The following is a 23,931-nucleotide window of genomic DNA, read 5'->3' as shown; positions in this document are numbered from 1 at the left end:
TTCCGGGTTCGGTCCTGCGGACCGCCCCGGAATGACGAGACAGGACTCTACGCCGGCGCGCCCGACTTCACGAGCTTGTAGATCACCGAATCCATCAGCGCCTGGAACGAGGCGTCGATGATGTTCGGGGAGACGCCGACCGTGGTCCAGCTGTCGCCGTTCTCGTCCTCGCTCTCGATCAGCACGCGCGTGACCGCGCCGGTGCCGCCGTTGAGGATACGCACCCGGTAATCGATCAGCCTCAAGCCCTCGATGTATTTCTGGTACTTGCCGAGGTCCTTGCGCATGGCGACGTCGAGCGCGTTGACGGGGCCGTTGCCCTCGGCGGCCGAGATCAGGTGCTCGCCGGCGACGTCGACCTTCACCACCGCGAGCGCCACGGTGACGCGCTCGCCGAGCGCGTTGTAGCGCTGCTCGACATTGACGTCGAACTGCTCGACCTCGAAATAATGCGGCACCTTGCCGAGCGTGCGACGCGCCAGCAGCTCGAACGAGGCGTTGGCGGACTCATAGGCGTAGCCTTGCGCCTCGCGCTCCTTCAACTCCTCGACGAGGCGCGTCAGCTTGGGATCGCTCTTCTCGTAAGCGATGCCGGCCCGCTCGAGCTCGGCGATGACGTTGGACCGTCCGGCCTGGTCCGAGACCAGCACCTTGCGGTGATTGCCCACCGTCTCCGGCAGCACGTGCTCGTAGGTCTGCGGGTCCTTCAACACCGCGGAGGCATGAATGCCGGTCTTGGTGACGAAGGCGCTCTCGCCGACGTAAGGAGCATGCCGGTTCGGCACGCGATTGAGCATGTCGTCGAGCGTGCGCGAGACCTTGACGAGGGTCGCCAGCTTCTCCGTGGTGACGCCGATCTCGAAGGAATCGGCAAAACCCTGCTTCAACTTCAGCGTCGGGATCAGCGAGCAGAGATTGGCATTGCCGCAGCGCTCGCCGAGGCCGTTCAGCGTGCCCTGGATCTGCCGCGCGCCGGCCCGCACGGCGGCGAGCGAATTGGCCACCGCCTGCTCGGTGTCGTTATGGGCGTGGATGCCGACGTGATCGCCGGGGATGTGCTTCGTCACCTCGGTGACGATGGCCTCGACCTCGTCAGGCATGGTGCCGCCGTTGGTATCGCACAGCACCACCCAGCGCGCGCCGGCATCGAAGGCGGCCTTGGCGCAGGCGAGTGCGAATGCGGCATCTTCCTTGTAGCCGTCGAAGAAATGCTCGCAATCGAGCATGACCTCGCGGCCGGCGGCCTTCGCGGCCGCGACGCTGTCGCGGATCGAGGCGAGGTTCTCCTCCTTCGTCGTCTCCAGCGCGACGCGCACCTGATAGGCCGAGGCCTTCGCCACGAAGCAGATCGCATCCGCCTTCGCTTCCAACAAGCCGGCCACGCCGGGATCGTTCGAGACCGAGCGCCCGGCCCGTCGCGTCATGCCGAACGCGGTGAAGCGCGCATGATCGAGCTTGGGCTTGCTGGCAAAGAACTCGCTGTCGAGCGGATTGGCGCCGGGATAGCCGCCTTCGACATAATCGATGCCGAGGTCGTCGAGCATGGCGGCGATGACCTGCTTGTCGGTCAGCGTGAAGTCGACGCCGTTGGTCTGCGCGCCGTCGCGCAGCGTGGTGTCGAACAGATAAAGACGCTGCTTGCTCATCGCGCGGCTCCCAGCGTCTTCTTCATCGTCGTGTTGGCGAGCCACTCATCGTTGACGGTAATGCTGTTGCGCTGCTGGGCGGTGTAGCCGCGCTTGGCGAAAAAGCCCTCGGCGGTGTCGCTGGCGTCGACGGTGAGGCTTTGCGCGCCGCGGCCGCCGGCAAGCTTCTCCAGCGCGTCGACCAGCATGCTGGCGATGCCGTGCCCGCTGACTGCCGGATGCACATAGAGCATGCGGATGTGGTCGTTGCCGCGCAGCGACGCAAAACCAACCGGCGAGCCTTCGATGGTCGCGATCAGCGTCAGGTCGGCCGCGAGCCGCTTGCCGAACTCTTCGCCTTCCGCGAGCTCCATCCAGGCCTGCTGCTGCACCTCGCTATAGTCCTCGCCGGTCAGCTCTTCGATGCTGGCGGTGAAGATCGCTGCGAGCAGCGGCACGTCCTCGGGCAGGAACGGCCTAAGTGCGGGCTTTGGCAGAGTCTGTCCCATCGTCCTCACCACATCCCATAGAGCTTGAGCACCAGCGCTACGGCGCCCGCGAGCAGAGCGATCTTCAGCGCGATGTAATAGATCCAGTGCCGCGGGAAAGGCGTGTCGGGCCGCTTCATCGCGCAATCTCCCACGTCGTTCCTTCCTTGGAATCCTTGATCGCAACGCCCATCGCGGCGAGCAGATCACGAATCCGGTCGGATTCCCCAAAGTCCTTGCGGCTACGGGCCGCGGTGCGCTCCGCGATCAGGCGCTCGACTTCCGTGGCATCGACGCCGCTCGCCTGTTGCTTGCGGCCTTCCCACTGCGCAGCGCTCTCGGACAGGAAGCCGAGCAGCCGCAGCGAGCCCGCCAGGGCACTCACGTCTCCGCCGCGCAGACCATGCATTGCCGCGATCGCCAGCGGCGTGTTGAGATCGTCGAGCAGCGGCTCGATGACGGACGCAGCCGGCTTGCCGGGTTCGACGTCCGCCGCGACGCGATACCAATCGTCCAGCGTCTTGGCGCTCTCCTCCAGTGACTTCATGGTCCAGTCGATCGGCGAACGGTAGTGCGTCTTGAGCATGTTCAGGCGCAGCACCTCGCCCGGCCAGTCCTTCAGCAGCTCGTGGATCGTGATGAAGTTGCCGAGGCTCTTCGACATCTTCTCGCCCTCCACCTGGAGGAAGCCATTGTGCATCCAGTAGTTCGCCATGCGCTCGCGGCGGAAGGCGCAGCAGCTCTGCGCGACCTCGTTCTCGTGATGCGGAAACACGAGATCGATGCCGCCGCCATGGATGTCGAAATGCTCGCCGAGATGCTTCCAGGCCATCGCCGAGCACTCGATGTGCCAGCCCGGACGGCCCTCGGCCTTGATGCCGGCCGGCGAGGCCCATGACGGCTCACCGGGCTTGGACGGCTTCCACAGCACGAAATCGGTCGCATCACGCTTGTAGGGCGCGACATCGACGCGCGCACCGGCGATCATCTCGTCGAGTGACCGCTTCGACAGCGTGCCATAGCGCGGCAGCGAGGAATTGGCCGCGTTCATCGCCTGCGGCGAGAACAGCACGTGGTCCTCGGCGACATAGGCGAAGCCGCCCTTGACGAGCCGCTCGATGATCTCGCGCATCTCGGCGATGTGCTCGGTCGCACGCGGCTCGACGCTCGGCCGCAAGCAGCCCAGCGCGTCGACGTCGGCATGAAACTGCCGGCCCGTCTCCTCCGTCACCTTGCGGATCGCCTCGTTCAGCGCCAGGCCGGGGAAATCGCGCGCGGCGCGGTCGTTGATCTTGTCGTCGACGTCGGTGATGTTGCGGACATACTTGACATGCGCCTCGCCGTAGAGGTGGCGCAGCAGCCGGAACAGCACGTCGAACACGATCACCGGCCGCGCATTGCCGATATGGGCGAAGTCATAGACGGTCGGTCCGCACACATACATGCGGACGTTGCTGGCATCGAGCGGCACAAAGGCCCGCTTGTCCCGGCTCAGCGTATCGTAGAGGCGCAATTCCATGACAACCCATCCCTTGCGGCCGGGCGTCCAAGGCTCTCAACGTGTTTGAGAAAAGACGGCTCCAGCCAGCGAATCGCTAGCTCGTAATCTCGCGGCAAATGGCGCAAATGGCGAGGAGACCGTTCATGCGGAACATATGGGCCATCAGGCGCCCCTGCGTCAAGAGAGCCGCGAAGCCCCGCTTTGTCTCCCGCAAGGCGCGTCCGTCCCGAGGGTTCACGATCCCCTAACCATTTGAGCCCATTCTGGAACCGGCAGTTCCCCTTTTTGCCCCGGTGCCTTTTCATGCGATTCTTGCCCGCGCTCATTGCCAGCGCCTTCGTCTTCGCCGCATCCAACGCCTGCGCCGAGACCCGCGTCTTCATCATCGCCAACCAGGCCAGCGGCTACGGCGTCGACCAGTGCCTGGCCAAAGGTGACAAATGCGGCGCCTCCGCCGCGCGCACCTATTGCCAGTCACGAGATTTTGCCCAGGCGTCAGCCTATCGCCGGGTCGATCCCGACGAAATTACCGGCTCCGTCCCCAAATCCGGCACAAATTGCTCCCATGGCCATTGCGACGAATATGTCGCAATCACCTGCCAGCGCTGAATTTGCTCGGAGCTGGCGCAGCTTAGGCCGGTCCTTGGCCCCCTGAAACGACGTGACGATGCCGCAGGAAGCGGCTATTGGAGGGCGCGCTTCGGCCCTCCAAGTCAAGTTGGTGGATAGTCACATTGGGCCGTGACCTCGCTAGAATGGCGGATATGCCTGAATTCCTGTCTCTCTCCCGTGCTCGCTGTCTCCTTGCTTGCACCGTGCTGTTGAGCACGGCCGTGCTCGTCACCGGTGCTTTCGCGCAGGCCGGTCCGCCTGGACCGCCGCCGCAAGCGGGCCAGAACGGCGTCGGGCCGAATCCGATGTGCGTGCGCCTGGAGGGCCAGCTCGCCGCGCTGGATCGCGGCGGCGGTGGCGACCCCGCGCGTGAAGAGCAGGTCCGCCGCTACCAGGATTCCCAGACCCGCCAGCAGGCCGAGCTCGACCGCGTCACCATGCAGGCCAAGCGCATGGGCTGCGATTCCTCCGGCTTCTTCTCGCTGTTCAGCGGCCAGTCGGCGCAATGCGGCCCGGTCAACACCCAGATCCAGCAAATGCGCGCCAATCTGGACCAGATCACCGGCAATCTCGAGCGCCTGCGCGGTGGCGGCCCCGGCGGCTTCAGCCCGGAACGCGACGCCCAGCGCCGCTCGGTGCTGGCGGCGCTGGCGCAGAACAATTGCGGCCCGCAATATGCGGCGGCGGCGCAGCAGCAAGGCGGCGGCAACTTCCTGAGCAATCTGTTCGGCGGCAATAATCCGAACAATCCGCAAGGCATGCCGCCGTCCGATCTCGGACCGCAATCCGGCACCTTCCGCACCGTGTGCGTGCGTACCTGCGATGGCGCCTATTTCCCGGTCTCGTTCGCGACGGTGCCGGCGCGCTTCCCCGACGACGAGAAGACTTGCAAGGCGCTCTGCCCGGCGGCGGAAGCCGTGCTCTACACCCATCGCAATCCCGGCGAAGACATGAACTCCGCGGTCTCGATCAGCGGCCAGCCCTATACGGCGCTGCCGACCGCGTTCAAATTCCGCAGCGAGTTCAATCCGTCCTGCTCCTGCAAGGCCGCAGGTCAGACCTGGGCGGATGCGCTGAAATCCGCCGACGACAAGGCCGCGGCCGAGCAGCAGGGCGACATCATCGTCACCGAGGAGAGCGCCAAGAAGATGCAGCAGCAGCGGCTCAACAAGGGCACGCCTGCGAATGCCAAGAAGGGTGCCGCCCCCGCGCCGACGACCGCGAATGCACCGGCCGCAGCGCCGGCGGCGGATGCAGCCCCGGCGACCTCGTCGGAGAACAAGCCGATCCGCTCAGTCGGGCCCACCTTCCTGCCGCAGCAGCAGAAGTAGCGTAAGGCGCCCGCTCCCATCTCAACGGTCATGCCCCGCGCAGGCGGGGCATCCAGTACTCCCCGGCGGGAATTGTTGTTCGACAACGTCCGCCGCGGAGTACTGGATCATCCGCCTTCGCGGATGATGACAGCAAACACCTGAGCGCCATCGCCCGCCTCCCACTCACCCCTCGAACGCGTCGATCGACGCCCTGCTCGCGCGCGACACCAGCGTCTCGTCGGCGGCCGGCAGCTTCTCACCCTTGTCGCGAAAGCGGTCGGTGATGGGATAGCGGCGGTCGCGGCCGAAATTCCTTGGCGTGACCTTCACGCCGGGCGCGGCCTGGCGGCGCTTGTATTCGGCGACGTTGAGCAGATGGTCGATGCGGGTGACGATCTCGCGATCGAAGCCGGCAGCAATGATCCGGTCCAGCGGCTCTTCGCGCTCGACCAGGCACTCCAGGATGGCATCGAGCACGTCATAGGCTGGCAGCGAATCCTGGTCAGTCTGGTTCTCGCGCAGCTCCGCAGTCGGCGGCCGCGTGATGATGTCGGGCGGGATCACCTCGCCGGCGGGTCCGAGCGCGCCGTCCGGCTTCCAGCTGTTGCGCAAGCTTGCCAGGCGGAACACCTGCGTCTTGTAGATGTCCTTGATCGGATTGAAGCCGCCGTTCATGTCGCCATAGAGCGTGGCGTAGCCGACCGACATTTCGGACTTGTTGCCCGTCGTCACCACCATCAGGCCGGTCTTGTTGGAGATCGCCATCAGGAGCGTGCCGCGGGTGCGGGCCTGGAGATTCTCCTCGGTGATGTCTGGCGGCAGATTCTTGAACAGGCCCGAGAGAATGGTCTCGAACCCATTGACGGCTTCCGCAATCGGCAACACCTCGTAGCGGATGCCGAGATGGCCGGCGAGCTCGCCCGCATCCGCAATCGAGTGTGCCGCCGTGTAGCGATACGGCAGCATCACGCCATGCACCTGATCGGCACCGAGCGCATCGACCGCGATCGCCGCGCACAAAGCTGAATCGATGCCGCCGGAAATGCCGAGTAGCACGCCGGGAAAGCCGTTCTTGCCGACATAGTCGCGCAAGCCCAGCACGCATGCGGCGTAATCGGCCTTGTCGCCTTCGGCCAACGTCGCGACCGGCCCCGCGCAGCGCCAATCGTCGCCGTTGCGTGTGAAGCGCAGCGTGACGATGCTGTCCTCGAATGCCGGCAGTTGCGCCGCGAGCGAGAGATCGCCGTTGAGCGCGAACGAGGCGCCGTCGAACACCAACTCGTCCTGGCCGCCGACCTGGTTGAGATAGACCAGCGGCAGCCCGCTCTCGGTGACGCGGGCGACCGCGACCGACAGGCGCACGTCGTTCTTGTCGCGAGCGTAAGGCGAGCCGTTCGGAACCAGGATGATCTCGGCGCCGGTCTCGGCCAGCGTCTCGACCACGTTCTCGTAATCCTCGGACTCCTCCAGCCAGATGTCCTCGCAGATCGGCACGCCGATGCGCACGCCGCGCACGGTCACCGGGCCCGCCGCGGGCCCGCGCGAAAACAGCCGCTTCTCGTCGAACACGCCGTAATTCGGCAGGTTGCATTTGAAGCGCAGGCTCGCGATGCGGCCGCCGTCGAGCAGCGCGCAGGCATTATAGAGTTTGCCCTCCTCGACCCAGGGCGTGCCGACCAGCATTGCAGGCCCGCCATCGGCGGTCTCGCGCGCCAGGGCTTCGATCGCGGCGCGGCAGGCGGCCTGGAAGGCCGGCTTCTGCACGAGGTCTTCCGGCGGATAGCCGGCGATGAACAATTCCGGAAACAGCACGAGATCGGCGCCTTCGGCGATCGCTTGCGCGCGCGCCGCCCGTGCCTTGGCGGCATTGCCCGCGATGTCGCCCATAACAGGATTGAGCTGGGCGAGCGTGACCGCGAATGCGTTGAGACGTTCGGTCATCGGGCGCCTTTATCCGTTCCTCGTTAGACGAAACCCAACCGCTCGACGATGGCGAAAATCCAGAACGCACCGGCCATGAGCAACGCCACGCCGACCGCCGCCGAGCCCATGTCCTTGACCCGGCCGATCTGCTTGTCGTGGTCCATGGTCAGCCGGTCGGCGAGCTTCTCGATCGCGGTGTTGAGCAGCTCGACGACCAGCACGAAGGCAACGGCACAAACTAGCTCGACCGCGCGCATCGCGGTCGCGCCGATGAACCAGGCAAGCGGCACCGACAGCAGAAGCGCAAAGATCTCCTCGCGGACGGCCTGCTCCGATTTGAACGCAAAGGCCAGACCGTTACGGGAATTGATCGTGGCCTTCCAGATCCGCAGCAAGGTGTCAGAGCCCCGCTGCGACCGGCATCGGCTGGGCCTTGCCGGCGCGCTCCTGCTTGAGCAGCTCAGCGACCAGGAAAGCCATGTCGATGGATTGCTCGGCATTGAGGCGGGGATCGCAGACCGTGTGATAGCGGTCGTTGAGGTCCTCGTCGGTGATCGCGCGGGCGCCGCCGAGGCATTCGGTGACGTCCTGGCCCGTCATCTCCAGATGCACGCCGCCGGCATGGGTGCCTTCGGCGGCATGGATCGCGAAGAACGACTTCACCTCGGACAGGATGCGGTCGAAGGGCCGCGTCTTGTAGCCCGACGTCGAGGTGATGGTGTTGCCGTGCATGGGATCGCAGGACCAGACCACCACACGGCCCTCGCGCTTCACGGCGCGGATCATGTTCGGCAGGTGCTCGCCGATCTTGTCCGAGCCGAAGCGGCCGATCAGCGTCAACCGGCCCGGCTCGTTGTCGGGGTTGAGCACGTCGATCAGCTTCAACAGCTCGTCGGGCTTCAGGGACGGGCCGCACTTCAGCCCGATCGGGTTCTTGATGCCGCGGAAATATTCGACATGGCCGTGGTCGAGCTGGCGGGTGCGGTCGCCGATCCAGATCATGTGGCCCGAGGTCGCGTACCAGTCCCCGGTGGTGGAATCGACGCGGGTCAGGGCCTGCTCGTAGCCGAGCAGCAATGCCTCGTGGCTGGTGTAGAAATCGGTGGCGCGCAGCTCCGGATGGCTCTCGAGGTCGAGGCCGCAGGCGCGCATGAAGTTGAGCGCGTCCGAGATGCGGTCGGCCAGCTCCTTGTAGCGGCGGGACTGCGGGGAATCCTTGAGGAAGCCCAGCATCCATTGATGCACGCTGCCGAGATTGGCGAAGCCGCCGGTGGCGAAGGCGCGCAGCAAATTGAGCGTCGCGGCCGACTGGCGATAGGCCATCAGCTGGCGCTGCGGATCGGGGACGCGCGCTTCCCTGGTGAAGGCGATGTCGTTGACGATGTCGCCGCGATAGCTCGGCAGCTCGACGCCGTTCACCTTCTCCGTCGGCGACGAGCGCGGCTTGGCGAACTGACCGGCGATCCGGCCGACCTTCACCACCGGCACTGCGCCGGCATAGGTCAAGACCACCGCCATCTGCAGCAGCACGCGGAAGAAGTCGCGGATGTTGTTGGCGCCGTGCTCGGCAAAGCTCTCGGCGCAGTCGCCGCCCTGAAGCAAGAAGGCCTCGCCGGCGGCAACGCGCGCCAGTGCCTTCTTCAGGTTGCGTGCCTCGCCCGCGAACACCAGCGGCGGAAAGGTCGCAAGCTGCGCCTCGACGTCGGCCAGGGCCTTGGCGTCGGGATAGTCGGGCACCTGTAGCACCGGCTTGCTGCGCCAGGACTCGGGCGTCCACCGCTCGGACATCGCAATCTCTCCGTGAAGCAAAAAGCACAACCTGATCTAGGGGTTGTGAGGGCCGCCTTATACACAGGCTCGCTCCGCCCCGCCAGTTGTAAATCCGTTTGGCGTCGCAAGCCCTTGCGGCGAAAGCCAAATTCGCATTTGCTGGAAAGCTTGAGGAAACTGGCAAATACCTTCTGGCCATGGGCGCGGCATTGGACGACGTTTTCATCGACGAGATCAGCTTCCCGGCGGCCGACGGGTATGGGCTCACCGGCACCCTGTTCCTGCCGCGGGGTGCCAAGCGCCACGCGGTGCTGATCAGCTCGGCGACCGCGGTCCCGCGCAAGATCTATCGCGGCTTTGCATCCTACCTCGCCCATCGCGGCTGCGCGGTGCTCACTTACGACTATCGCGGCATCGGCGATTCCCGCCTGCCGGCGATGGTCGGCTACAACCAGCCGAAATCGCTGGTCGGCTTCAAGGCCTCGATGTCGGACTGGGCCGCGCTCGACGTCACCGCCGCGGTGCGCTGGATGCGGGAGCGGTACAATACGCTGCCGCTCGCCTATATCGGCCATTCCTTCGGCGGTCAGGCGCTCGGGCTGATCGAGAACAATACCGACATCTCTCGCGCGGCCCTGGTGGCCTCGCAGGCCGCGACCTGGCGGCTGATGACCTCACCCGAGAAGTACCGCGTCTTCGCCTTCATGAACCTCATCGGCGTACCGCTCACCCACACGCTCGGCTATGCGCCGGGCTGGGCCGGGATCGGCGAGGATCTGCCCAAGGGGGTCTTCCTGCAATGGGCCGAGTGGGTCTCGAGCCCCCGCTATCTCTTCGATTCCAAGCTGCCGGCGCTGGACAATTTCACCAGGTTCAAGGGCGAGCTGCGCGCGCTGTGCTTCTCCGACGATCCCTGGGCGACGCGGCCCGCGGTCGAGCTGCTCACGAGCGGGTTCTCCGCGATCAAGCCGGAGGTGCTGACGTTGAAGCCGTCCGAGGTCGGCGCCAAGACAATAGGCCATTTCGGCTTCTTCCGCCCCGAACACCGCGACACGCTATGGCGCGGCGTCGCGGAATGGGTCCAGGGGGAGTGAGACCGCGTCAGCGAATGATGGTCGTGAGAGACGAGTAACGCCTGTTCGGTTTTGCATCGCCCGGCGCGAATTGCGCGAATGCCTCGCTGACGCGGACCGCCGGCGGCGTGTCGCTCGCAAACCGAAACTCCTTCGGCCGCGGCGCGTAGAAGCTGGCGCGGTAATAGGAATCGTCGAAGCGCGCCTCGCCGATCCCGAACAATGCGTCACAGACCAGCAGGAGCGCGTAGACTCCCGCGACGGCTGCGATGGTCTCCCTGAGAATTGCCATGCCCATAGCCCTGCCCTTTTGCAGGCAGGATGCAGACCGGTTCCAAAGGCCTGGTTTAAAGCGTCGGGCTTCTTGTCCGCAGGCTTTGCCGCCGCTGAACGGATTGCAGACAATCTTATCGATCCTGCAAAAAAGAGCCCGCCGGATCGGAGGATCAGGCGGGCTCCAGGCTTGGCCGCTCGGGAGGTCTCAGGCGGCCGGATTCGTCAGTCGTGGGCGGCTTTCTCGCGATGGCCGCTCTCGCTGAGGCGGTCGACCCAGGCGATGCCGACCGCGGAGACGATGAAGGTCATGTGAATCAGCACCTGCCACATCACCCCGCTCTCGGTGAAATTGCTGCGCGTCGTGCCGAGATTGCCGGCCTCGATGAAGGTCCTGAGCAGCGAGATCGAGGAGATGCCGATGATCGCCATCGCGAGCTTGATCTTGAGCACGCTGGCATTGACGTGACCGAGCCATTCCGGCTCGTCGGGATGGCCGGTGAGGTTCAGCCGTGAGACGAAGGTCTCGTAGCCGCCCACGATCACCATGATCAGCAGGTTCGAGATCATGACCACGTCGATCAGCCCGAGCACGACCAGCATGATCTGCTGCTCGCTGGCGTCGAACGAATGCAGGACCAGGTGCCAAAGCTCCTTCAGGAACAACAGCACATAGACGGCCTGGGCGACGATGAGGCCGACATAGAGCGGCAATTGCAGCCAGCGCGAGCCGAAGATCAGCTTCGGAAGCAGGCCGACCGGCGGCAGTGGCGCGGCCGTCGCCGAAGGTGCTTTGGGTTCAGACGTCATTGATCACTCCGGGTTGCAGGCAGGCATGCTGCCTCAGAGACTCGCGATGACAGGCGCGAGCTCGAGCGAACCCCGATAGATCATCTCGAAGGCGACGTAAATGATGATGGCAAGGCCGACATAGGCGACCCAGCGCTGCTTCTGGAGCACGCGGCCGAGCAGATCGGCGGCGACGCCCATCATCGCGACCGAGAGCAACAGGCCGAAAGCGAGGATGTAAGGGTGCTCGCGCGCGGCGCCCGCGACCGCGAGCACGTTGTCGAGCGACATCGAGACGTCGGCTGCAATGATCTGCAACGCGGCCTGCCCGAAGGTCTTTGACTGCACCGGGGCAGCGTCCTGGCTGCCGCCATGGCTGAAGGCGAGTTGCCGCGAATGCGCAGACTGCTCGCGCAGCTCGCGCCACATCTTCCAGCACACCCAGAGCAGCAGCACGCCGCCGGCAAGCAACAGGCCGATGACCTGAAGCAGCTGCGTCGCGACGCCGGCAAAGGCGATGCGCAGCGCGGTGGCGGCAGCGATGCCGACGATGATGGCGCGGCGGCGCTGCTCGGCCGGCAGTCCCGCTGCGGCAAGGCCAATGACGACGGCGTTGTCGCCGGCGAGAACGAGGTCGATCAGGATGACTTGGAACAGCGCGGTCAGCGCTTCGGCGGTGATGAGTTCAGTCATGATTGATCATTCCTAGAGGCCGACGATTCGAGCCAATGCGGCTTGCGGCGCTCGATCCAGTCGAAGACTTTTGAACGGGAGGTGCGCAGCGCAGGGACGTCCTCGGCGAGCAGAGCCAGGCCGAGCGGCAGCATCCAGACACCGAGGATCGGAAGGAAGGACAACACGCCGCCGAAGATGAGCAGCGCGCCGGAGGGAATTCTGACCCAGCGGCTCGACGGTTTGAGCAGATAGGTGACGGTATCACCCATGCGCGGCGGCAGTCGATCGACGAGCTTGTCGAGGCGCGGGTCACCGCCCGCCAGCTCACTGGCGGGACCCGTGGCCTGACGCGTACGCCCGTTCGATGCTGCGCTCATGCTTATTCCTCTGTGGCGAATTGCCGTTCGGTGCGCGCCTGCCCCTGTGGGATCGGCTTCGCGCGCGGCAGCGCCAGCGTCAGCAGGCGCAACAATTTGATCGCCTGCACTTCGTGGGGATGGACGTCCTGGTCGGCGGCCGCGACCCGCTGCGACAGATCCATCAGATGTGACGACAACGGCATGTCCGAGACCGGCCGCAGCGTGTCGATCACGACATTGGCGAAATCCGGTTCTTCCAGCCGTTCGGCGAGTGCGTCGAACATTGCAAACAGCCTCTCGTCGTCGAGATGCGGCGCCAAGCCGCGATCCCTGATGAACCGGATCACCTCGTCGCGCTCGACCGGCGAAACCTGCCGGTCGGCCACGGCGACGAGCGCGCCGGCGATCACCAGCGCGGCCGCGGCCTGCTCGTTCAGGCTGGACGGCTCTGCGATCTCGATGGGATTTGAATGCTTGACGTCAGACATCGTTGCTCCCTTGGTCTTGCGAAATGGCCGCACGGAGCTGCGATGGGGGTCGATGGAGTCGGAGAGAACATCTGGGGCCCGACGATCGGCCAATCCATCGCATTCGCGCGGGACAGGTCATCCGACATCACGAGGTTTGCCGACATTGTCGGCGTCCTCGCCAGAGGGGCCCGGATTCTTGTTCGTACCAGAAATATAGGTGCGTCTGTCGGAATCAAGGCAAGATGACTGCGACCAGCCGCCGCATCGGTTCCATATCGGTCGGATCTGGCCGTGGTAGCGACGCCTTCGAACCCCATCCTGATGTCAGCTTGCGCAGGAGCGCATCGTCACGCGCTCCCCCCTGACGACCGCTTCAACCGCTTTGCGTGCGACGTCGTCAAAGTCGGACGGTTGCAGATAGCCCTGCGCATAAGCTTCCTGCGTCAATCGCTCCAGGCGTTTGTCTTCGCCGGTGGACCATTGCTTCGTGATGTAGTCCGCACCGGGCTTGCCAAAGGTCTCGGGGTAACGTTCGGTCTCGTTCTGACGGCGATAGTAATATCCGCTGACCGAACCGATGAACCGCTTCCGGCCCTCACCTGCACAGCGTGAGCCATAGGGAATTTCGAACGCCAGCGTCGCTTCACGGCGCGTCCTCGCTCTCCCGTCGACGAAGATCGTTTCGTTGGAGTCATAGCCCGGACCGTCGGTTGGCCTTGCAGGCTCGGCTGACTGTTGCGGCGCAAATGCCCATGCGGCAACCTGACAGACGACCAGGGCCCAGACGATGAACCAGGCGCGGTTCATCGCACATTCGTCCCGCGTTGCTGCGGCAGGCATACAGGAGACGGATCGGACCACAGGCCGGGCCCGGCAAACTGGAGTACCGTGAGGCGGATCTCCTCCGGGAAATCCTCCTTGACGATTCCCTTTTGGTCGAACGCCTCGGCGAGCTGGGCCTGGACGCGAACGTCAAGTGGCGTCGAGTACGCGGCGTTGGCCTGATCACGCTTCTTTTCGCTACAGAACATCGCCAGTGCCGGATTTGGGCAGTCGAAAATCTTCATGTAGCCCCGCGCATAGGCCGACGTGGCCGCGATGAGGTTCGCCTTCATCGTCTTGTCACACGGCGACATCGCGTAGGCGGTCCCCGCCTGCAGCGCGTCCATGCGTAGCGCATCGAGCTGCGGATCCTTGTCACTTTGCAGGGTATGCTTGGCTTCCCACGCCTTGCGTTCGTGCACCTTGACACTCTCGTCGCCGAACGAGGTCGTGAGTTTCGCCTTCAACTCTCCGCTCAGTGAAGAGGAAGCGCCGGTCGTGGGAAAACCACGCATCGCCCAGGACACGCCGACGAATGCGGTGACGAATGCCATGCAAGTGAAAAGAATGAAGCGGCTCATGATGCGCACTCAAATTATCGGGCGCAACCTAACCGTGTCCTGTTAATGATTTACTAGAACGTGGTCTCGTAAACCCGATCAACCTGCGCGGAGGGCGAGTCCGTTTAACCTTCAAGACGGACATGGCCAGTTCGCCCCGATTGGTCTCTTAAGGCCGGAAGCGGACGTGGGCCGACGCCTGCTCAATCCGGTTATGGGGAGCCCGTCGGTGGTTCGGCCGACTAATCACGCGGGGAAGCGCCGCTTCAGCCACGCGATGACCAGCCGGTTGAGTTCCGCTGGTTTCTCCTCGGGGGTCCAGTGCCAACAATTCTCGATCACCTGCCGCTCAAGATCAGGAACGTGTGCGTGCATGCCCGCCGCCATACTGGCCCGCAAGACCACGTCCTCGGAGCCCGAGATCATCAGCGACGGCACGCGGATGGTCTGGTCGACTGCGAGACCCGACGCCCAGTTGCGCGTCAGATTGCGATACCAGTTGATCCCTGGCGTGAAGCCGGTGCGCTTGAACCGCTCGGCGAAGAAGTCAAGTTCGGCATCTGTCTGCACGTCCTTGCCCGGCAATTCGGCAGGAATCGGCTGCCCATAATATTCCATGTTCGCAACTTCGGGAGGTAATCGTCCCCACTCGGCGCTCGTCATTAAATCCTTGCGCATCGAGTTGCGCAGGGTCGCACGTGGGTCGCGCTCCATCGCTTCGTCGGCGGAATGTCCGTCTTGGAACAGCAATACGTACATCTTGGAGCTGTAGACAGCGCGCATCTGCGCGATGGGATCGCGCGCCGGATCTGCAATGAAGCTCTTCTCGCCAGGCCGGGCGGCCTTCACCAAATCAGGGTGCAGCCACAGCATCCAATGCGGAACAAACGGCGTGTTGATCCCGATCGCACCTGCCACTCGCTCCTGATGGAGCAGCGGCATCTGCCAGGCGAGCAACCCGCCCCAATCATGCCCCATCAACACCGCCCTCTCGATGCCGAACTTGTCAAGGAGGCCCGTGAGATCGGCAGTCAACTGGGTGATGTCATAGGCCTCGACGGCCTGTGGCGCATCGCTGAGCCCATAACCACGCAAGTCGGGGGCAATCACGCGGTAACCGGCATCAACCAGCGCCGGTATCTGGTTTCGCCAGCTGAAGGCTAACCCTGGAAAGCCGTGAAGCAAGACGACCGCCGGTCCGGCGCCAGCCTCATAGACGGCGAGCCGAATGCCGTTGGTCTCGACCATGCGCACTGCCGGCATCGTTGTCTGCTGCGCGACAGCGGGCATCGCGGCGTTCACGACCGCAGCACTTGATCCGGCAAGCATAGCTCTGCGTGAAAGGGCGAACATCGGTGCACCTCGCAGTAAAGGGATTCGAACAACACGGTCACGTAGCGCGGGCGCTTGCTTCGGCAAATGCGGCAGACGTTGCATCGCTCTTTCGTTCGGTATCCGCCAGCAGCAGCGCCAATTCGCCATAGCCGTAGCGCACCGCCAGCTCGCGCGGCGTCAGCCCAGCGTGGTTGACGAGGTCGAGCCTAGCACCCGCCTCGACCAGAATGCGCGCAGCCTCCTTGTGTCCGTGCCAGACCGCATCGTGGAGCGGTGTGAAACCGTTCAACGCGCCCTGTGCATCAAGCTCGGAAGGCCTGATATCGTCGCGCTCGTGACCGTCGAGCATCACCCGGAGTACGTCGCTGTGGCCAAAATAGCAGGCCTCGTGCATCGCGGTTCCAAGAAACAATCCAATCACCCGCCGGGGATTGGCGCCCGCCGCCAGTAACGACCGGACGATGCCAGCATGTCCTTCGCGCGCGGCAATCGCCAGCGGCGTATAATTGTCGTCGGGAGCGCCAACCATCGGCAGCCGAACATCAATGTCCGCCCCTTCGCCGATCAGCTGACCCACCTTGTCCGGATCGCCGGCGGCGATTGCTGCGACCAGCGGGAGCGCGGCAATGTGATCTTCGGCGGCCTTGTCCCTTGCTGAAATCAGGCGCGCCAAGACCTCGAGCTTATCGCGCCGCGCCAGGTCGAGCGGCGTTTCCTGCCAGTGATTTCGGATGCTCGTGCGTGCGCCGCGCGAGAGCAGCAGACGCACCACCATTTCCGCCTTGTAGACGACGGCATCGTGCAATGCGGTGTGCCCCAGGATAGGGCATTGTTGATCGATAAAGGCGCCGCGATCGAGCAGCAGCGTTACGACGTCCGGATTGCCGGCCAAGGCAGCCTTGTGCAGCGCTGTCGCGCCAGCCCGGGGATCAACGAGATGAACTTGTGCGCCAGCAGCCAGCAGAAGCTCTACCATCTGCGCCTGCCCACGCCCCGAAGCAATCATGAGGGGCGTGAGACCTTCCGCGTCCGGAGAGTCGCAATCCGCGCCCAAGCGCAACCGGTCAGCAGCGTCGGCGAGATCGCCCCTTCGAACTGCCGTCAATAGCGCGGAACTTTGTTGCATACAGCTGCTCCTTCCAGCTTGCGGACAAACGCGGTCGGCCTAACTTACCTTTGGTAGGATGTAACCAAACTACTGTTCGTAGGTTCCTGTACCGATGTACGAAATAGGTCCGATCAAGTGACGGCAGGCGGGAAGCGAAAGACTCAGGGCGTGGGCACGCGTCGTCTTGCGGGGGCCGAGCGCCGACGACAGCTTTTGGACACGGCGATGGTGATCGTGCGGGAGGAGGGCGCCGATCGATTAACGCTTGGGCATCTCGCCGCTCGTGCGGGAGTTTCCAAGCCCGTCGCCTATGAACACTTCAAGACACGATCGGCGCTGTTGATCGAACTGTATCGGTGGATCGATTTCGAGCGCGTGAACGCGTTCCGTCGAGCGATGGCCGAGGAGCAACTTAGCCAGACTGAAACCGTCTCGGCATTGTCGGCGGCCTACATCAAATGTGCCGCCGACACGAAAGGTGAATTTCACGCGGTCGGCGCCGCCTTGGCAGGCAGCGATGAAAAGGCGAAAGTCTTTCAGGAGCTGCTCGATAATTCGGTTCAGATGTTTGTGTCGGTGCTGTCGCCGCACAATCCTGCTCTACCGCCTGCCGAGGTCGAGCGACGGTGCGTCGCGCTAGTCGGCGCCGGGGAAGCGCTTTCGGCAGCGCTAATTCGCGAAATTGCGAGCGAGGCGGAGGTCATCGACACGTTCACTTTGGTCATCGACTCTGTCCTTCGCGCTCCCTGCTAGGCGCCGCGCGATACCAGCTCGGTGTCCAATCGTCGTTGCGCTCGCCGAACTAAACAATGTCCGCTTGGGGTCAAAATGCGAAGATCTCAACCTGAGCAGATCTGGTCCGCCATGCCTCACTGAGCGGACCTCAACGGAGGTGCGCAGCTCCTTCGCCGATGGTCAGAAGCGGACGTGGCAGCATCTGAATGCTCGGTTCGATCGATCGTGCGCCGCGCGTGGCAACAATACTGATCGCTGATCGCTGATTGTGATGTCGGTCACGCCGTCCGCGCTGATCTCGAACCCATCCGATTTGCGTAGCCACCAACGGATGTCTGAACTCAAACTCCAAAAGGACAAAACCATGATGATTACCAAGACGCTGTTCGTCGGCCTTCTTGCAGCCGGCTTTCTCTCCGCATCTTTCGCGGTTGATGCACAAGCAAACCCACGTCATTCCCAGCAGGTGAAGAACGGGGGAATCAGCCAGCTCGGCACGACCCAGAATGGTGCCCGGGCGGGCTCCATGGATAGCTGGCCGCAGACGATGGACGAACTGACCAACGCCTACAATTGTGGTCCGTATGCGGACAAAGAGGCGGCCAAGAAGTGCAAGAAGTGAGCGCTTTTTCTTGACCGTTACAGTGCTGCAGAGGGGGTCAGCTCCACGCTGGCCCTTTCTCTTTGGGAAATAACTCCGTGGCTACCACAAACTTGTCAGTGACCGCGACGCTCGTCCTGCGGCCGTATGCACTGGCAGAACTTGGCGGGCAGTTCGCCAGCGGTCAGGAACTATCATGCAGGCCAATGAGTTACCGCACATCACGGCATCTCCCGACAGGATACACCCATGTGCCGCTGGATCGCATACCGGGGCGAGACGACGTCGTTCGAGCCTTATGTCACCGAACCCGAGCATTCCCTGGTCGCGCAGAGCATCCGCTCGCTGCAATCGACGGCGGGCTCGAACGGCGACGGCTTCGGTCTCGGCTGGTACGGCGAGCATCCGGAGCCGGGCCTTTATCGCGAGACGCGGCCGGCGTGGTCGGACGAGAATTTGCGCTACCTCTGCCGGCATCTGCGCTCGCATTTGTTCTTTGCCCATGTGCGCGCCGCCACCGGCACGGCAGTGACGCGGCAGAATTGCCATCCCTTTGCCTGCGGGCACTGGATGTTCATGCACAACGGATTCATCGGAAGCTGGAATCGGCTGCGGCGCAAGGTTGAGGCGCTCATTCCCAACGACTATTACCCGTCGCGGCTGGGCACGACCGACTCCGAAGCCGTGTTCCTGGCAATGATGGGCGCCGGCCTCGACAGCGATCCGCTCGAGGCGACGCGGCGGGTGCTGCAAGCGCTCGTCGATCTCGTCAATGAAGGCCACTTGCGCGAACGGCTGCGCTTCACCAGTGCGATCGCCAACGGCAGGGACCTCTACGCCTTCCGCGTCGCGGTCAACGACGCCGCCAACACGCTCTATTTCCGCGAGGACGGCGGCGAGGTCATCGTCGTCTCCGAGCCGTTCGACAAGGAATCGGATTGGATTGAGGTGCCTCCCAATCACGCCTTGATCGCGCGTGCGTCCGAGAGCGCAAAGATTGTTCCGTTCGAGCCTGCAATTTCCAGTGAGAGCGATGCGGAACCGGTTCCGGTCAAAAGGATTATCGCCCGCAGATAGTTCCTTTGCCGGGTGGGATAAATGTCAATCGCTTCCGACGTTCTGAAACTGCTGCGTCTCGAGTCTTCCGACGACAAGCAGCACGTCGTCATCCGTTCCGCCGGCGGACGCGGCAAGGCCACCGACTATTCCTTCGGCATCGAGGAAGAGTATTTCCTGGCCGACCGCCGCAGCCTCGAGGTCGCGATCCAGACGCCCAACGAGTTGTTCGAATCGGCGAACTGGTCGACGGGCGGCCAGGCCATGCGCGAGATGCTGCAATCCCAGCTCGAGGTCGCCACCAACGTTCACGTCGACGTCAACGACGCCCGCGAAGAGCTGCGCTTCCTGCGGCGCGAAGTCGCGAACGTCGCCGCGCAATATGGCTTCGTGATCATGGCCTGCGGCACGCATCCGACGGCAGTCTGGCGCATGTCGCAGCCGAGCCCGAAACCGCGCTACGAGGAGATGATCGAGGATCTGCGCAGCATCGGCCATCGCAACATGATGTGCGGCATGCATGTGCATGTTCAGTTGCCGGATCCCGAGAAGCGCATGGCGGTGATGCGGGCGATGCTGCCGCACCTGCCGCTGTTCATCGCGCTGTCGGCATCCTCGCCGTTCTGGGCTTCGCACAAGACCGGGCTGAAGGGCTACCGCCTCGCCGCCTATTCCGAGCTGCCGCGCACCGGCCTGCCCGAATTGTTCGAGAGCCGGCGGGATTACGACGAATATGTCGGCGCCTTGCAGCGCTCCGGCGTCATCCCCGACGAGAGCCACATCTGGTGGGCGATGCGTCCTTCGATGCGGCACCCGACGCTCGAGCTGCGTGCGCCCGACACCTGCACCTTCGTCGACGATGCCGTCGCCATCGCCTCGCTCTATCGCTGCCTGACACGTCACCTCTATCTGCGGCCTCATTTGTCGAAGGAGGTCACGGCGGTCGACCGCGCCATCGCGGTGGAGAACAAATGGCGCGCCCAGCGCTACGGGACCGATTGCATCTTCGCCTCCCGGGAAGGACCGGTCACGATCTCGGAGATGCTCTCCCGGATCATCGACGCCACCGCCGAGGACGCGGACGCACTCGGCTGCACCGCCGAGATCGAGCATTGCCGCGTCATCGTCGACCGCGGCAGCTCGGCCGAATTCCAGCTTCGCGCCTATCGCGACAACGGCGACGACATCACAGCCGTGTCACGATGGATTGCTACGTCTACGCTGTCCGGAACGAGCGCGCCTGTCCAACGCAGCGCTCCTGCGCCATCGTAGCGGCCGCGCAAGCTTTGCGAACGAGAACGTCATTTCTGAATTTGGCAGGCCGTGGGGGAATGCATGACTGACATCACCTGGTGCACCGGTTGCGGCCACAGCCTGGTTCCGATCCTGTCCGAGAACGACCGCGCGCGGCCGAGCTGCTTGTGGTGCGAGGGCGTCGATGCGCGGACCATGGAGATGGCGAAGTGGGCGGACAGCCCGGCCGGCAAGCCGGATCGGGCCGCGCCCCGCGCCTTCGATTGAGGCGCCCTCCGCGTCAAGCCCGCGCTACCAGGCGCGGACGGAACGCGGATTCGGCGGCGGGTGAAAGCGCCGCGACCGGCTTTCGCGCCGGCCGGCGCCGCGGGATGAAGAAATTGTTCACGAGGATCGGCTCGTGATCGCCGAGCGCGATCCGCTCCTTCGCGAGCAGGCTCATGACCGCGCGCATCTTGATGACTTCCTGCGCCACGAAGCTGCAATCCTCGTCGCGGTTGATCTGCTCGTGCATGATCGCCTCGGCTTCGCGCATGCTGACGCGAAGCGCCCTGATGGTTTTGCGAATTTCGCTGATACGATTGTCCATGGCTGCCTCCATCTCGGTGACAGCATAAGAACAAAACGTGAACAATCTGTCAATCGCCGCGAGGCCTTGACCCGACGTTTTCGCTCATCCCAAGACCCCCATCTCAAGGCCTGCATCGCACTCGCTTTTCCCCGACGCGCTGCACGCACTGGCGAAGCTTGCTGACAAATTAGACAGCTGCCGTCGCGCCCCGGAAGCACGCGCCCCTCGCACCGGCGCCTGACGATCAGACCCAGCCATCGATCTAACGTCCCGTGCAACCATCGAATTTTCTTCTGCACAGGCACGCCTGCATCGCCGCGCCGGGCTCGCTTGCTGGCTCGTCAACCGACTGGCCCAAAATTCGCAATGACGTTGCGAGCGAAGCAACGGCGCAGAGCGGAGAACGTCATGAACGTGCATGCTGCGGGCGATCTCAAGACGACCGGCCTGACTCATCCGAACGGCGCACCGCTTCGCCTCAACATGCAGGACTTCGTCGCAATCGACCGCGACCGGAATGCGAAGTTCGAGGCGACGTATCGTCCGCAAGCGCTCTACAATCGCGCCAACGAAGGCTTTCACGCCAACAACGAAACCTTCCTGCTGCACGAAGTGGCGACCAATCTGCCGATCTACCGTCCCGAAACCGGTCCCACCGATTTCCATCTGCATCTTCCGCCCGGCGGCTTTCAGCTCGTGCTGGTCACCTCGGGCGCCTTCACCTTCGACTATGACGGGCGCTTCTACAATGTCGGCCCTGGCGCGGTGATGCTGCAAAGCGCGATCGTGCATCGCCAGCTGTTCTACACCTGGTCGGGCTTGCCAACCGAAGAGAATTTGAAGACGCCCCAGACGGTGGTGCCCGACCCGATCTCGATGGGCTATTCCGGCAAGTTCCTCGAAGCCTTCATTACCGATCCCACCACCTTTCCGAATCCGACCATCGTGGGTCCGGACCAGATCGACGAGGCCGAGACGCCGCGCCTGGCCTGGAGCCACAAGCTGCACGACCGGCCGGTCGATGCCGGCTTCTGGCTGCAGGATCCGCTGGCGCTGGATGCGCTGTTCAAGCCGCTCACCGATGGCTCGATCAAATCGGCGCTGCCGGTTTATCTGCGCGATATCGGCATCGAGGTGCCGAGCGGTCATCTCGTTACCGGCCACATCATCGCAACCGACCCGCGCGGCCAGTCGCTGCTGCCGAAGAGCACGTCGATCGCGGCGGATGCGAGTTGCTTCACCAAGGGCGAGGTCGTGATCTACCGCGTCATTCGCGGCTTAGCCGAATTCAGGAAGAGAGCCGGCGAGACCTTCGAACTTGCCGTCGGCGACGTCGTGACGGCGGGTAAGGATTCGATCAGCCTCGTCGGCCTCGGCGAAAATACCCAGTTGCTCCGCCTCGGCCTGCTCAAGGGCATGAACGAGCTGCGCAGCTGGACGCCTGCGCAGCGTGACGAGATCGACGGCCTTGCCGGTCAGATCATCACCCACAGTGATGTCCGTCCGCTGCGCACCGAAGGCAAGCCGGTCGGGTATCTGTACGGCTGAGCGGCCGAGCCTACTCCGCCGCCTGGCGCACGTGCCGCGCGGTCGGCGTGCGCATGGTGACGAGCTCCTCGGTCGCGGTCGGATGCAGCGCGATCGTGGCGTCGAAATCGGCCTTGGTCGCCTTCATCTTCACGGCGATCGCGACGGCTTGCGTGATCTCGGCGGCGGCATCGCCGACGATATGGCAGCCGAGCACGCGATCGGTCGCACCGTCGACCACGAGCTTCATCAGCACGCGGGTGTCGCGGCCCGACATCGTCGCCTTGATCGGGCGGAACGTCGTCTTGTAGATGTCGACGTGGCTGAACTGCGCGCGCGCCTCGGTTTCGGTCAGGCCTACCGTGCCGACCTCCGGCTGCGAGAACACGGCGGTGGGGATGTTGGCGTGATCGACCCTCACCTCGCGCTTGCCGAACACGGTATCGGCGAAGGCATGGCCCTCGCGGATCGCGACCGGCGTCAGGTTGAAGCGATGGGTGACGTCGCCGATCGCATAGATGCTGTCGACCGAGCTCTTCGAGAAATGGTCGACCGCGATGCCGCCGTTGGCGGGATTGATGGCGACACCGGCCTTCTCCAGCCCGAGATTGGCCACCGCCGGATGGCGGCCGATCGCGAACATCACCTGGTCGGAGGCGAGGCTCGATCCGTTCGACAGATGCGTGGTGAACTCCTCGCCGTGGCGGTCGACCTTCGCCACGGTGCAGCCGGTGAGGATGGTGATGCCCTGCTTCTCCATCTCGGCCCGGACATGGGCGCGGACGTCCTCGTCGAAACCGCGAAGGATGTTGTCGCCGCGATAGACCACGGTGACGTCGGAGCCGAAGCCGGCGAAGATGCCGGCGAATTCCAGCGCGATATAGCCGCCGCCCTGGATCACGATCCGCTTCGGCAGCTTCTTCAGATGGAACGCCTCGTTGGAGGAGATCACGTGCTCGATGCCGGGGATCGCGGCCCCATGGTTGGGCGCGCCGCCGGTGGCGATCAGGATGTATCTTGCGGTGATCTTGCGGTCGTTCTCGAGCAGACGGACGGTGTGCTTGTCCTCGATCACCGCGCGGCTCTTGACGATCTGCGCTCCGGATTTCTCGACATTGGCCGTGTAGGCCGCCTCCAGCCGCGCGATCTCCTTGTCCTTGTTGGCGATCAGCGTCGCCCAGTCGAAGCTGGCGGGCGGAACGGTCCAGCCGAAACCGGCGGCATCTTCCAGATCCTGCCGGAAGTGCGAGCCGATCACGAACAGCTTCTTCGGCACGCAGCCGCGGATCACGCAGGTCCCGCCCATGCGGTACTCTTCCGCGATCGTTACGCGCGCACCGTGACCGGCCGCAATGCGGGCGGCACGCACGCCGCCCGAGCCACCGCCGATGACGAAGAGGTCGACGTCGAATTCAGCCATTGTCCACTCCGACCTCAAATTCATGGTCCGATCCCGGAGGGCCGTGCCAGCGCAAAGCGTGCAGCGGTCTT

Annotated in this window: 26 protein-coding genes; 9 read left to right on the top strand and 17 right to left on the bottom strand. The window is 64.1% G+C overall.

What is annotated here, in order from left to right; translation table 11 throughout:
* Positions 1–47 precede the first annotated feature (47 nt).
* The 3 genes from cimA to cysS form a co-directional block, all read right to left on the bottom strand.
* On the bottom strand, positions 48–1,646 hold the full coding sequence (cimA, locus tag K410_RS0115140; protein WP_028135670.1) for a citramalate synthase: 1,599 nt from the start codon (positions 1,644–1,646) through the stop codon (positions 48–50).
* Positions 1,643–2,134, bottom strand: coding sequence for a GNAT family N-acetyltransferase (locus K410_RS0115135; RefSeq protein ID WP_028135669.1), 492 nt, complete (start codon positions 2,132–2,134; stop codon positions 1,643–1,645). The genes cimA and K410_RS0115135 overlap by 4 nt, the downstream gene beginning before the upstream one ends.
* A 115-nt stretch (positions 2,135–2,249) precedes the next feature.
* Positions 2,250–3,632 (bottom strand): cysteine--tRNA ligase, encoded by a 1,383-nt coding sequence (gene cysS / locus K410_RS0115125; protein WP_028135668.1) that lies wholly within the window; start codon positions 3,630–3,632, stop codon positions 2,250–2,252.
* A gap of 285 nt (positions 3,633–3,917) precedes the next feature.
* On the opposite strand from cysS, the gene K410_RS0115115 reads away from it, so the two are divergent.
* Both K410_RS0115115 and K410_RS0115110 read left to right on the top strand, forming a co-directional pair.
* Positions 3,918–4,223 carry a hypothetical protein gene (locus K410_RS0115115; protein WP_028135667.1) on the top strand — a complete coding sequence of 102 codons (306 nt, stop codon included), beginning with the start codon at positions 3,918–3,920 and terminating at the stop codon, positions 4,221–4,223.
* 146 nt (positions 4,224–4,369) lie between these two features.
* Positions 4,370–5,557, top strand: a complete 1,188-nt coding sequence (locus K410_RS0115110) for a DUF2865 domain-containing protein (RefSeq protein WP_028135666.1) — start codon at positions 4,370–4,372, stop codon at positions 5,555–5,557.
* Positions 5,558–5,722: 165 nt separating this feature from the next.
* On the opposite strand, the gene K410_RS0115105 is transcribed toward K410_RS0115110, so the two are convergent.
* From K410_RS0115105 to K410_RS0115095, 3 genes are read right to left on the bottom strand one after another with little or no spacing between them, the layout of a single operon-like run.
* Positions 5,723–7,480: an NAD+ synthase gene (locus K410_RS0115105; RefSeq protein WP_028135665.1), complete on the bottom strand. Its 1,758-nt coding sequence runs from the start codon at positions 7,478–7,480 to the stop codon at positions 5,723–5,725.
* A 23-nt stretch (positions 7,481–7,503) separates the two neighbouring features.
* Positions 7,504–7,857, bottom strand: coding sequence for a diacylglycerol kinase (locus K410_RS0115100; protein WP_028135664.1), 354 nt, complete (start codon positions 7,855–7,857; stop codon positions 7,504–7,506).
* 4 nt (positions 7,858–7,861) lie between these two features.
* The gene (locus K410_RS0115095) at positions 7,862–9,250 is read right to left on the bottom strand and encodes a class II 3-deoxy-7-phosphoheptulonate synthase (RefSeq protein WP_028135663.1); all 1,389 of its coding nucleotides are present in this window, start codon (positions 9,248–9,250) and stop codon (positions 7,862–7,864) included.
* Between the two features lie 179 nt (positions 9,251–9,429).
* On the opposite strand from K410_RS0115095, the gene K410_RS0115090 reads away from it, so the two are divergent.
* Positions 9,430–10,326, top strand: coding sequence for an alpha/beta hydrolase family protein (locus K410_RS0115090; protein ID WP_028135662.1), 897 nt, complete (start codon positions 9,430–9,432; stop codon positions 10,324–10,326).
* 7 nt (positions 10,327–10,333) lie between these two features.
* On the opposite strand, the gene K410_RS0115085 is transcribed toward K410_RS0115090, so the two are convergent.
* From K410_RS0115085 to K410_RS36830, 9 genes are all read right to left on the bottom strand, one after another.
* The gene (locus tag K410_RS0115085) at positions 10,334–10,597 is read right to left on the bottom strand and encodes a hypothetical protein (RefSeq protein WP_028135661.1); all 264 of its coding nucleotides are present in this window, start codon (positions 10,595–10,597) and stop codon (positions 10,334–10,336) included.
* A 206-nt stretch (positions 10,598–10,803) separates the two neighbouring features.
* Positions 10,804–11,388, bottom strand: coding sequence for a TIGR00645 family protein (locus K410_RS0115080; protein ID WP_028135660.1), 585 nt, complete (start codon positions 11,386–11,388; stop codon positions 10,804–10,806).
* Positions 11,389–11,421: 33 nt separating this feature from the next.
* The gene (locus K410_RS0115075; RefSeq protein ID WP_028135659.1) at positions 11,422–12,060 is read right to left on the bottom strand and encodes a TerC family protein; all 639 of its coding nucleotides are present in this window, start codon (positions 12,058–12,060) and stop codon (positions 11,422–11,424) included.
* The gene (locus K410_RS0115070; protein ID WP_028135658.1) at positions 12,057–12,419 is read right to left on the bottom strand and encodes a hypothetical protein; all 363 of its coding nucleotides are present in this window, start codon (positions 12,417–12,419) and stop codon (positions 12,057–12,059) included. The genes K410_RS0115075 and K410_RS0115070 overlap by 4 nt, the downstream gene beginning before the upstream one ends.
* Before the next feature lie 2 nt (positions 12,420–12,421).
* Entirely contained in the window at positions 12,422–12,889 is a 468-nt protein-coding gene (locus tag K410_RS0115065) for a TerB family tellurite resistance protein (protein WP_028135657.1), read from the bottom strand.
* A 306-nt stretch (positions 12,890–13,195) separates the two neighbouring features.
* The gene (locus K410_RS0115055; protein WP_028135655.1) at positions 13,196–13,678 is read right to left on the bottom strand and encodes a hypothetical protein; all 483 of its coding nucleotides are present in this window, start codon (positions 13,676–13,678) and stop codon (positions 13,196–13,198) included.
* Positions 13,675–14,274: a hypothetical protein gene (locus K410_RS36835; protein WP_155253410.1), complete on the bottom strand. Its 600-nt coding sequence runs from the start codon at positions 14,272–14,274 to the stop codon at positions 13,675–13,677. The genes K410_RS0115055 and K410_RS36835 overlap by 4 nt, the downstream gene beginning before the upstream one ends.
* Positions 14,275–14,499: 225 nt before the next feature.
* Positions 14,500–15,606 carry an alpha/beta fold hydrolase gene (locus tag K410_RS0115045; protein WP_245269385.1) on the bottom strand — a complete coding sequence of 369 codons (1,107 nt, stop codon included), beginning with the start codon at positions 15,604–15,606 and terminating at the stop codon, positions 14,500–14,502.
* Positions 15,607–15,643: 37 nt separating this feature from the next.
* The gene (locus tag K410_RS36830) at positions 15,644–16,714 is read right to left on the bottom strand and encodes an ankyrin repeat domain-containing protein (protein ID WP_049820046.1); all 1,071 of its coding nucleotides are present in this window, start codon (positions 16,712–16,714) and stop codon (positions 15,644–15,646) included.
* A gap of 207 nt (positions 16,715–16,921) precedes the next feature.
* On the opposite strand from K410_RS36830, the gene K410_RS0115035 reads away from it, so the two are divergent.
* The 5 genes from K410_RS0115035 to K410_RS0115015 all read left to right on the top strand — a co-directional run bounded on the left by K410_RS0115035 (position 16,922) and on the right by K410_RS0115015 (position 20,609).
* Positions 16,922–17,449 carry a TetR/AcrR family transcriptional regulator gene (locus K410_RS0115035; protein WP_028135653.1) on the top strand — a complete coding sequence of 176 codons (528 nt, stop codon included), beginning with the start codon at positions 16,922–16,924 and terminating at the stop codon, positions 17,447–17,449.
* Between the two features lie 346 nt (positions 17,450–17,795).
* Positions 17,796–18,053 (top strand): hypothetical protein, encoded by a 258-nt coding sequence (locus K410_RS0115030; RefSeq protein ID WP_155253409.1) that lies wholly within the window; start codon positions 17,796–17,798, stop codon positions 18,051–18,053.
* 228 nt (positions 18,054–18,281) lie between these two features.
* The gene (locus tag K410_RS0115025; protein ID WP_028135651.1) at positions 18,282–19,109 is read left to right on the top strand and encodes a class II glutamine amidotransferase; all 828 of its coding nucleotides are present in this window, start codon (positions 18,282–18,284) and stop codon (positions 19,107–19,109) included.
* A 21-nt stretch (positions 19,110–19,130) separates the two neighbouring features.
* Positions 19,131–20,360 carry a carboxylate-amine ligase gene (locus K410_RS0115020; protein ID WP_028135650.1) on the top strand — a complete coding sequence of 410 codons (1,230 nt, stop codon included), beginning with the start codon at positions 19,131–19,133 and terminating at the stop codon, positions 20,358–20,360.
* A 63-nt stretch (positions 20,361–20,423) separates the two neighbouring features.
* Positions 20,424–20,609 carry a hypothetical protein gene (locus K410_RS0115015; RefSeq protein WP_028135649.1) on the top strand — a complete coding sequence of 62 codons (186 nt, stop codon included), beginning with the start codon at positions 20,424–20,426 and terminating at the stop codon, positions 20,607–20,609.
* A gap of 13 nt (positions 20,610–20,622) precedes the next feature.
* Here the strand turns inward: K410_RS0115015 and K410_RS36825 are convergent, their stop codons facing one another.
* Positions 20,623–20,931 carry a hypothetical protein gene (locus tag K410_RS36825; RefSeq protein WP_049820260.1) on the bottom strand — a complete coding sequence of 103 codons (309 nt, stop codon included), beginning with the start codon at positions 20,929–20,931 and terminating at the stop codon, positions 20,623–20,625.
* A gap of 390 nt (positions 20,932–21,321) precedes the next feature.
* On the opposite strand from K410_RS36825, the gene K410_RS0115005 reads away from it, so the two are divergent.
* Entirely contained in the window at positions 21,322–22,461 is a 1,140-nt protein-coding gene (locus tag K410_RS0115005) for a hypothetical protein (protein ID WP_028135648.1), read from the top strand.
* 10 nt (positions 22,462–22,471) lie between these two features.
* Here the strand turns inward: K410_RS0115005 and gor are convergent, their stop codons facing one another.
* Positions 22,472–23,860: a glutathione-disulfide reductase gene (gor, locus tag K410_RS0115000; RefSeq protein WP_028135647.1), complete on the bottom strand. Its 1,389-nt coding sequence runs from the start codon at positions 23,858–23,860 to the stop codon at positions 22,472–22,474.
* Positions 23,861–23,931 lie beyond the last annotated feature (71 nt).

It is taken from the genome of Bradyrhizobium sp. 22, assembly GCF_000482425.1.
Classification (GTDB): Bacteria; Pseudomonadota; Alphaproteobacteria; order Rhizobiales; family Xanthobacteraceae; genus Bradyrhizobium; species Bradyrhizobium japonicum_B.
The sequence above is the reverse complement of the archived record's forward strand: the minus strand, read 5'-3'. Positions and strand labels throughout refer to the sequence as shown.

Coding starts and splice junctions, on each gene's coding strand:
- cimA (WP_028135670.1), bottom strand. CDS start 1,646: ATGAGCAAGCAGCGTCTTTATCTGTTCGACACCACGCTGCGCGACGGC.
- K410_RS0115135 (WP_028135669.1), bottom strand. CDS start 2,134: ATGGGACAGACTCTGCCAAAGCCCGCACTTAGGCCGTTCCTGCCCGAG.
- cysS (WP_028135668.1), bottom strand. CDS start 3,632: ATGGAATTGCGCCTCTACGATACGCTGAGCCGGGACAAGCGGGCCTTT.
- K410_RS0115115 (WP_028135667.1), top strand. CDS start 3,918: ATGCGATTCTTGCCCGCGCTCATTGCCAGCGCCTTCGTCTTCGCCGCA.
- K410_RS0115110 (WP_028135666.1), top strand. CDS start 4,370: ATGGCGGATATGCCTGAATTCCTGTCTCTCTCCCGTGCTCGCTGTCTC.
- K410_RS0115105 (WP_028135665.1), bottom strand. CDS start 7,480: ATGACCGAACGTCTCAACGCATTCGCGGTCACGCTCGCCCAGCTCAAT.
- K410_RS0115095 (WP_028135663.1), bottom strand. CDS start 9,250: ATGTCCGAGCGGTGGACGCCCGAGTCCTGGCGCAGCAAGCCGGTGCTA.
- K410_RS0115090 (WP_028135662.1), top strand. CDS start 9,430: ATGGGCGCGGCATTGGACGACGTTTTCATCGACGAGATCAGCTTCCCG.
- K410_RS0115085 (WP_028135661.1), bottom strand. CDS start 10,597: ATGGCAATTCTCAGGGAGACCATCGCAGCCGTCGCGGGAGTCTACGCG.
- K410_RS0115080 (WP_028135660.1), bottom strand. CDS start 11,388: ATGACGTCTGAACCCAAAGCACCTTCGGCGACGGCCGCGCCACTGCCG.
- K410_RS0115075 (WP_028135659.1), bottom strand. CDS start 12,060: ATGACTGAACTCATCACCGCCGAAGCGCTGACCGCGCTGTTCCAAGTC.
- K410_RS0115070 (WP_028135658.1), bottom strand. CDS start 12,419: ATGAGCGCAGCATCGAACGGGCGTACGCGTCAGGCCACGGGTCCCGCC.
- K410_RS0115065 (WP_028135657.1), bottom strand. CDS start 12,889: ATGTCTGACGTCAAGCATTCAAATCCCATCGAGATCGCAGAGCCGTCC.
- K410_RS0115055 (WP_028135655.1), bottom strand. CDS start 13,678: ATGAACCGCGCCTGGTTCATCGTCTGGGCCCTGGTCGTCTGTCAGGTT.
- K410_RS36835 (WP_155253410.1), bottom strand. CDS start 14,274: ATGAGCCGCTTCATTCTTTTCACTTGCATGGCATTCGTCACCGCATTC.
- K410_RS0115045 (WP_245269385.1), bottom strand. CDS start 15,606: ATGTTCGCCCTTTCACGCAGAGCTATGCTTGCCGGATCAAGTGCTGCG.
- K410_RS36830 (WP_049820046.1), bottom strand. CDS start 16,714: ATGCAACAAAGTTCCGCGCTATTGACGGCAGTTCGAAGGGGCGATCTC.
- K410_RS0115035 (WP_028135653.1), top strand. CDS start 16,922: ATGGTGATCGTGCGGGAGGAGGGCGCCGATCGATTAACGCTTGGGCAT.
- K410_RS0115030 (WP_155253409.1), top strand. CDS start 17,796: ATGATGATTACCAAGACGCTGTTCGTCGGCCTTCTTGCAGCCGGCTTT.
- K410_RS0115025 (WP_028135651.1), top strand. CDS start 18,282: ATGTGCCGCTGGATCGCATACCGGGGCGAGACGACGTCGTTCGAGCCT.
- K410_RS0115020 (WP_028135650.1), top strand. CDS start 19,131: ATGTCAATCGCTTCCGACGTTCTGAAACTGCTGCGTCTCGAGTCTTCC.
- K410_RS0115015 (WP_028135649.1), top strand. CDS start 20,424: ATGACTGACATCACCTGGTGCACCGGTTGCGGCCACAGCCTGGTTCCG.
- K410_RS36825 (WP_049820260.1), bottom strand. CDS start 20,931: ATGGACAATCGTATCAGCGAAATTCGCAAAACCATCAGGGCGCTTCGC.
- K410_RS0115005 (WP_028135648.1), top strand. CDS start 21,322: ATGAACGTGCATGCTGCGGGCGATCTCAAGACGACCGGCCTGACTCAT.
- gor (WP_028135647.1), bottom strand. CDS start 23,860: ATGGCTGAATTCGACGTCGACCTCTTCGTCATCGGCGGTGGCTCGGGC.